Source organism: Micromonospora sp. NPDC004336 (assembly GCF_053602615.1).
In genome coordinates, this window is the sequence record NZ_JBSGDY010000062.1 from 24,295 (window position 1) to 30,970 (window position 6,676).

At 69.0% G+C, this 6,676-nt stretch carries 6 protein-coding genes; all 6 read left to right on the top strand.

Annotated features, from left to right (window positions below):
• Positions 1 to 19: 19 nt before the first annotated feature.
• The 6 genes from atpA (at position 20) to ACWENR_RS15620 (ending at position 6,268) form a co-directional block, all read left to right on the top strand.
• Positions 20 to 1,675 carry a F0F1 ATP synthase subunit alpha gene (atpA, locus tag ACWENR_RS15595; protein ID WP_452277674.1) on the top strand — a complete coding sequence of 552 codons (1,656 nt, stop codon included), beginning with the start codon at positions 20 to 22 and terminating at the stop codon, positions 1,673 to 1,675.
• Positions 1,676 to 1,685: 10 nt separating this feature from the next.
• Positions 1,686 to 2,615 (top strand): F0F1 ATP synthase subunit gamma, encoded by a 930-nt coding sequence (locus ACWENR_RS15600; RefSeq protein ID WP_452277675.1) that lies wholly within the window; start codon positions 1,686 to 1,688, stop codon positions 2,613 to 2,615.
• The gene (atpD, locus tag ACWENR_RS15605; protein ID WP_452277676.1) at positions 2,615 to 4,069 is read left to right on the top strand and encodes a F0F1 ATP synthase subunit beta; all 1,455 of its coding nucleotides are present in this window, start codon (positions 2,615 to 2,617) and stop codon (positions 4,067 to 4,069) included. The genes ACWENR_RS15600 and atpD overlap by 1 nt, the downstream gene beginning before the upstream one ends.
• Positions 4,070 to 4,283: 214 nt before the next feature.
• Entirely contained in the window at positions 4,284 to 5,426 is a 1,143-nt protein-coding gene (locus ACWENR_RS15610; protein ID WP_452277677.1) for an LCP family protein, read from the top strand.
• Positions 5,427 to 5,515: 89 nt separating this feature from the next.
• The gene (locus ACWENR_RS15615) at positions 5,516 to 5,800 is read left to right on the top strand and encodes a F0F1 ATP synthase subunit epsilon (RefSeq protein ID WP_452277678.1); all 285 of its coding nucleotides are present in this window, start codon (positions 5,516 to 5,518) and stop codon (positions 5,798 to 5,800) included.
• 12 nt (positions 5,801 to 5,812) lie between these two features.
• Positions 5,813 to 6,268, top strand: a complete 456-nt coding sequence (locus tag ACWENR_RS15620) for a DUF2550 domain-containing protein (RefSeq protein ID WP_452277679.1) — start codon at positions 5,813 to 5,815, stop codon at positions 6,266 to 6,268.
• Positions 6,269 to 6,676: the final 408 nt, after the last annotated feature.

A 6,676-nucleotide genomic window follows, 5' to 3' on the forward strand; every position in this document is an offset into this window, starting at 1 on the left:
ATACTTAAGGAAGCAGAGGATGGCCGAGCTGACCATCTCGACGGAGGAGATCCGCGGCGCCCTGGAGCGCTACGTCTCCTCCTACTCGTCCGAACTCTCCCGCGAGGAGGTCGGCACCGTCGCCGACACCGGCGACGGCATCGCCCACGTCGAGGGTCTTCCCTCGACCATGACCAACGAGCTCCTGGAGTTCGAGGACGGCACCCTCGGTGTGGCGCTGAACCTCGACGTCCGGGAGATCGGTGTCGTCGTTCTCGGTGACTCCGCCAAGCTCGAAGAGGGCCAGCGCGTCAAGCGCACCGGCCGGGTGCTCTCCGTGCCGGTCGGCGACGCCTTCCTCGGCCGCGTGGTCAACGCGCTCGGCCAGCCGATCGACGGCCTCGGCGACATCGCCAACGAGGGCTTCCGTGAGCTTGAGCTCCAGGCCCCGAACGTGATGGCCCGCCAGTCCGTCGACGAGCCGCTGCAGACCGGCATCAAGGCCGTCGACGCCATGACGCCGATCGGCCGGGGCCAGCGTCAGCTGATCATCGGCGACCGGAAGACCGGCAAGACCACGGTCGCGCTGGACACCATCCTCAACCAGCGGGACAACTGGCGCTCCGGCGACCCGAAGAAGCAGGTCCGCTGCATCTACGTCGCCATCGGCCAGAAGGCCTCCACGATCGCCTCGATCAAGGGCATCCTGGAGGAGGCGGGCGCGATGGAATACACCACCATCGTCGCGTCCCCGGCCTCCGACCCGGCCGGCTTCAAGTACCTCGCCCCCTACACCGGCTCGTCCATCGGGCAGCACTGGATGTACGGCGGCAAGCACGTCCTGATCGTCTTCGACGACCTGAGCAAGCAGGCCGAGGCGTACCGCGCCGTGTCCCTGCTGCTGCGTCGCCCGCCGGGCCGCGAGGCGTACCCGGGTGACGTCTTCTACCTGCACTCCCGCCTGCTGGAGCGCTGCGCGAAGCTCTCCGACGAGATGGGCGGCGGGTCGATGACCGGCCTGCCGATCATCGAGACGAAGGCCAACGACATCTCGGCCTTCATCCCGACCAACGTCATCTCCATCACCGACGGCCAGATCTTCCTCGAGACCGACCTGTTCAACCAGGGCGTCCGGCCGGCCATCAACGTCGGCACCTCGGTCTCCCGGGTCGGTGGCGCCGCGCAGGTGAAGCCGATGAAGAAGGTCGCCGGTTCGCTGCGCCTCAACCTGGCCCAGTACCGCGAGCTGGAGGCGTTCTCCGCCTTCGCCTCCGACCTGGACAAGGCCTCCCGGGCCCAGCTGGACCGCGGTTCCCGCCTGGTCGAGCTGCTCAAGCAGCCGAACTACTCGCCGTACCCGGTGCAGGAGCAGGTCGTCTCGGTCTGGGCCGGCACCGAGGGCAAGCTGGACGACATCCCCGTGGGTGAGATCCGCCGCTTCGAGTCGGAGTTCCTCCAGTACCTGCGGCACAAGCACGAGGGCGTGCTGGCCTCGATCGCCGACCACCAGTGGAACGACGACATCATCGGCTCGCTCGACGCCGCCATCGCCGACTTCAAGCAGGTCTTCCTCGGCAAGGCCGACGAGCGGCGGATCAACGAGGCCCCGGCCTCGCCGCTGGAGGGCGACGAGAACCGCGAGACGGTGACCCGCTACCGGGACGGCGCGGGCGACCGCCCGGCCGAGAACCAGTAAGGGCTGATCCATGGCGGCCCAGGTACGCGTTCTTCGTCAACGGATCCGCTCGGCGAAGGGGATGAAGAAGATCACCAAGGCGATGGAGCTCGTGGCGACGAGCCGGATCGCCAAGGCCCAGGCCCGGGTGGAGGCGTCCCTGCCGTACGCCCAGGCCGTCACCGGTGTGCTCACGGCGCTGGCGTCCAACGCCCGGATCGACCACCCGCTGCTCACCCCGCGTCCGAAGGTGCGGCGGGCGGGCGTCCTGCTGGTCACCTCCGACCGCGGCCTCGCCGGCGGTTACAGCTCCAACGCGATCAAGATGGCCGAGTCGCTGATCGCCCGGCTGCGGGCCGACGGCAAGGAGCCGGTGCTCTACGTCATCGGGCGCAAGGGCGTCGGGTTCTTCCGGTTCCGCGACCGGCCGATCGAGGCCAACTGGACCGGGTTCTCGGAGCAGCCGACGTTCGCCGACGCCCGCACCGTGGGTGAGACGCTGATCAAGGCGTTCACCGCCGGTGCGGACGACGTCGACGGCGGCCCGGGGGCGGACGGGGTGCGCGGGGTGGACGAGCTGCACATCGTCTACACCGAGTTCCACTCCCTGATGACCCAGACCCCGGTCACGAAGATCATGGGGCCGATGCAGGTCGAGGACCGGCCGCGGTCCGAGGGCGCGCTGCCGGCGTACGAGTTCGAGCCGGACGCGGAGGCGCTGCTCGACGCGCTGCTGCCGAAGTACATCAACACGCGGATCTACGCGGCGTTGCTGGAGTCGGCGGCGAGCGAGTCGGCGGCCCGTCGGCGGGCGATGAAGAGCGCCACCGACAACGCCGAAGAGATGATCGAGAAGTACACGCGTGAGATGAACTCGGCCCGCCAGGCCGGGATCACCCAGGAGATCAGCGAGATCGTCGGCGGCGCGAACGCGCTGGCCGCGTCGGGAAGTGAAGTGTGATGACTGTATCGACTGCCGCTGGGGGACCAGCGGAGACCAAGACGGCCACCGGTCGCGTGGTCCGGGTCATCGGCCCGGTCGTCGACGCCGAGTTCCCGCGCGACGTCATGCCGGCCCTGTTCAACGCCCTGCACGTCAACGTGACGCTCTCGGGCGGCGAGAAGACGCTGACCCTTGAGGTCGCCCAGCACCTGGGCGACAACATGGTCCGCGCCATCTCGATGCAGCCGACCGACGGCCTGGTCCGCGGCACCGAGGTGCGCGACACCGGCTCGCCGATCACCGTTCCGGTGGGCGACACGGTCAAGGGCCACGTGTTCAACGCGATCGGCGAGTGCCTCAACCTCACCGAGGGCGAGACGCTCCAGCCCGACGACCACTGGGGCATCCACCGCAAGGCCCCGGCCTTCGCGGACCTGGAGCCGAAGACCGAGATGCTGGAGACCGGCATCAAGGTCATCGACCTGCTCGCCCCGTACGTCAAGGGCGGCAAGATCGGCCTGTTCGGCGGCGCGGGCGTGGGCAAGACGGTGCTCATCCAGGAGATGATCACCCGTGTCGCCCGGAACTTCGGTGGTACGTCGGTCTTCGCCGGCGTGGGTGAGCGCACCCGTGAGGGCAACGACCTCATCGCCGAGATGACCGAGTCCGGCGTCATCGACAAGACCGCGCTGGTCTACGGCCAGATGGACGAGCCGCCGGGCACCCGGCTGCGGGTCGCCCTCTCCGCGCTGACCATGGCGGAGTACTTCCGCGACGTGAAGAAGCAGGAGGTGCTGCTCTTCATCGACAACATCTTCCGCTTCACCCAGGCCGGTTCGGAGGTCTCCACCCTGCTCGGCCGCATGCCGAGCGCCGTGGGTTACCAGCCGACCCTGGCCGACGAGATGGGCGAGCTCCAGGAGCGGATCACCTCCGTCCGGGGCCAGGCCATCACCTCGATGCAGGCGATCTACGTGCCGGCGGACGACTACACCGACCCCGCTCCGGCCACCACGTTCGCCCACCTCGACGCGACCACCAACCTAGAGCGGTCGATCTCCGACAAGGGCATCTACCCGGCCGTGGACCCGCTGGCGTCCTCGTCCCGGATCCTCGCCCCGGAGTTCGTCGGCGCCGAGCACTTCGCGGTGGCGACCGAGGTGAAGCGGATCCTGCAGAAGTACAAGGACCTGCAGGACATCATCGCCATCCTCGGTATCGAGGAGCTCTCCGAGGAAGACAAGATCACCGTGCAGCGCGCGCGGCGGATCGAGCGCTTCCTGTCGCAGAACACCTACGCGGCGGAGCAGTTCACCGGCGTGCCGGGCTCGACGGTCCCGATCCAGGAGACCATCGAGGCCTTCAAGAAGATCAGCGAGGGCGAGTACGACCACTTCCCCGAGCAGGCCTTCTTCATGTGCGGCGGCCTGGAGGACCTGGAGCGCAAGGCTGCGGAGCTGATGAAGGGCTGACCTGTCGGTCCTGACGAAGGCCGTCCCGGCAATGCCGGGGCGGCCTTTCGTTCATCTTCGGGCCCTATGATCGCCGCTGCCCGGTTCGCGCGCTCGGCGATCAAGCCGGACGCGAGGTACCGTCGATCCGCGCGCCCGCCTGTCGCGGGCGTCGATCTGTGCAACCAATCGGCTGCGTGCGCCCGTCTCCTGATCGTGGGCGTGACGAACGGAGATGATCGTGGGTAAGGCCGGCAAGGGCGGCGGCAAGTCGTCCATGTGGTCGGGGGTGCCGCGCTGGGCCCGGGGCTGCACCATCTTCGGCGCCGTCCTCATGCTGCTCAGCGGCGTGGTCCTGGTCGGCACCGAGGCGCTGATGGCCCGCTACGAGGGCGCGGTGGGCAAGGCCGACCTCTTCGGCGACCAGGCGGCCGGGGCGAAGGAGCGCAAGAGCGACATCAAGGGCCCGCTCAACATCCTCCTGGTCGGCATCGACCCGCGCAAGCCGGAGACCCCGCCGCTGGCCGACTCGATCATGGTGCTGCACGTGCCGGAGGCGATGGACCGGGCGTACCTCTTCTCCCTGCCCCGCGACCTGATCGTGGAGATCCCCCGGTTCGACAAGGCCGGCTACGACGGTGGCCGGGACCGGATCAACGCGGCCATGTCACGCGGCAGCGAGGTGCAGGGGCAGAATCCGAGCGCGGCGCAGGGCTTCGAGCTGCTCGCCACGACCGTGCAGCGGGTCACCGGCATCAAGCGCTTCGACGCCGGCGCGATCATCAACTTCAACGGTTTCCAGAAGATCGTCGACGCGATGGGCGGCGTCGACCTCTACATCGAGCGCGAGGTGCGCTCCGAGCACCGGGAGCCGGACGGCAAGCACCGCAAGGGCAACCCGTACGGCGACGGCTACATCGGCCCGCAGGCGGTCTACAAGAAGGGCACCCAGCACCTCAACGGCTGGCAGGCGCTCGACTACGTCCGCCAGCGCTACCCGAAGAACGGCGTGCCGGACGGCGACTACGGCCGCCAGCGCCACCAGCAGCAGTTCGTCAAGGCCATGGCGGGCCAGGCGCTCAGCGCCGACGTGGTGACCAACCCGATCAAGCTGGACCGGGTGCTGCGGGCGGCCGGCCAGTCGCTGATCTTCAGCGGTCGCGGCAACAGCGTGATCGACTTCGGTCTGGCGCTGAAGAACCTCCGCCCGGAGAGCATCCAGATGGTCAAGCTGCCCGGCGGTGGCGTCACCGAGAATGGGAAGTACCGGGGCGAGCGCTTCGAGCCGGAGGTCGAGGACTTCTTCACCGCCCTGCACAACGAGCAGCTCGACGCGTTCCTGCTGGAGCACCCCGACTTCCAGAACAAGGCCAAGTAGCCGTGGCGCAGGTCTCGCCACCCGCGTTGGGGGCGCGCCGGCGGCAAGACTAGACTTTCGACAATCCGCCGCCGCAGCAAGGAGACAGCGTGGCACAGCAGCTTCACGTCGAGCTCGTAGCCGTCGAGGAGAAGGTCTGGTCCGGTGACGCCGAGATGGTCGTGGCCCGGACGACCGAGGGTGAGCTGGGTGTGCTGCCGGGGCACGCGCCCCTGCTCGGCCAGCTCGCCGAGCCCGGCCAGGTGCGCATCAAGGTCGCCGGCGGCGAGCAGGTCTCCTACGAGGTCGCCGGGGGCTTCCTCTCGGTGAGCGCGGAGGGCGTCACCATCCTGGCCGAGACCGCCACCCCGATTTCCGCCGCGCAGAGTCGCTGAGCCGCACCGCCGATGGGGATCGTCGAAGGGATCGGAATCGGTTTCGCCGTCATCCTCGGCGCGCTCCTGATCCTCTTCGCCCGTCGGGCCGTCGTCACCCGCAGTGGGGGCATCATCCGGCTCGGCGTCCGGACCTCGACGATGCTCGACGGCCGCGGCTGGTCGCCCGGCTTCGGCCGGTTCGTCGGCGACGAACTCCGGTGGTACCGGATGTTCAGCTTCGCCGTACGCCCCACCCGGGTGCTCTCCCGCAAGAAGCTGGCGGTGGAGCGGCGGCGGCTGCCCGAGGGGCAGGAGCGCCTCTCGATGCCCGCCGACTGGGTGATCCTCCGCTGCACCAGCGACCACGCTCCGGTCGAGATCGCCATGGCGCGGTCCACCGTCACCGGGTTCCTCTCCTGGCTCGAGGCCGCCCCTCCGGGGGCGGTCTCGCCGCGTCTTGCCTCCCAGGACTGGCCCGCCGCCTGACCGGTGTGGGGTGAAGCCTCCGCTGCTGCCCGGTCTCGTGACAGTGGGCGGCCCGACTACGCGGGCGGTGCGGCGACGAGTTCGATGGCCTGCCGTCGTACGGCCGACGTCGCTCTCGAGCGCGGCGATCTTTGCCCGGACGACCGCCTGTGCCGCCGCCTTCGTCGGTGCCATGGCCGCTGCGACCTCCGGCAAGCAAAGCCCCACTCGCCGCAGCTTCAGCGCGGTACGCGCCTGTCTCAGAGCATCGTCGTCGTAGACGCGGTATCCGTTGCCGTCTCGACGCACGGTCAGGCCTCACCAGGGAGGAGCCCTAGCCCGTGTTTCGTAAGGGCCGTGTTGGGCGGTGAGGTGGGCCCGGCGTGGCGGTGATCGCTAAAGGTTGAGGTCTCCGGTAGATCGGTTAGC

What these genes read in the sequence shown, in the direction of transcription:
- atpA (WP_452277674.1), top strand. Translation starts at nt 20, where the DNA reads ATGGCCGAGCTGACCATCTCGACGGAGGAGATCCGCGGCGCCCTGGAG.
- ACWENR_RS15610 (WP_452277677.1), top strand. Translation starts at nt 4,284, where the DNA reads ATGATCGTGGGTAAGGCCGGCAAGGGCGGCGGCAAGTCGTCCATGTGG.
- ACWENR_RS15620 (WP_452277679.1), top strand. Translation starts at nt 5,813, where the DNA reads ATGGGGATCGTCGAAGGGATCGGAATCGGTTTCGCCGTCATCCTCGGC.
- ACWENR_RS15600 (WP_452277675.1), top strand. Translation starts at nt 1,686, where the DNA reads ATGGCGGCCCAGGTACGCGTTCTTCGTCAACGGATCCGCTCGGCGAAG.
- atpD (WP_452277676.1), top strand. Translation starts at nt 2,615, where the DNA reads ATGACTGTATCGACTGCCGCTGGGGGACCAGCGGAGACCAAGACGGCC.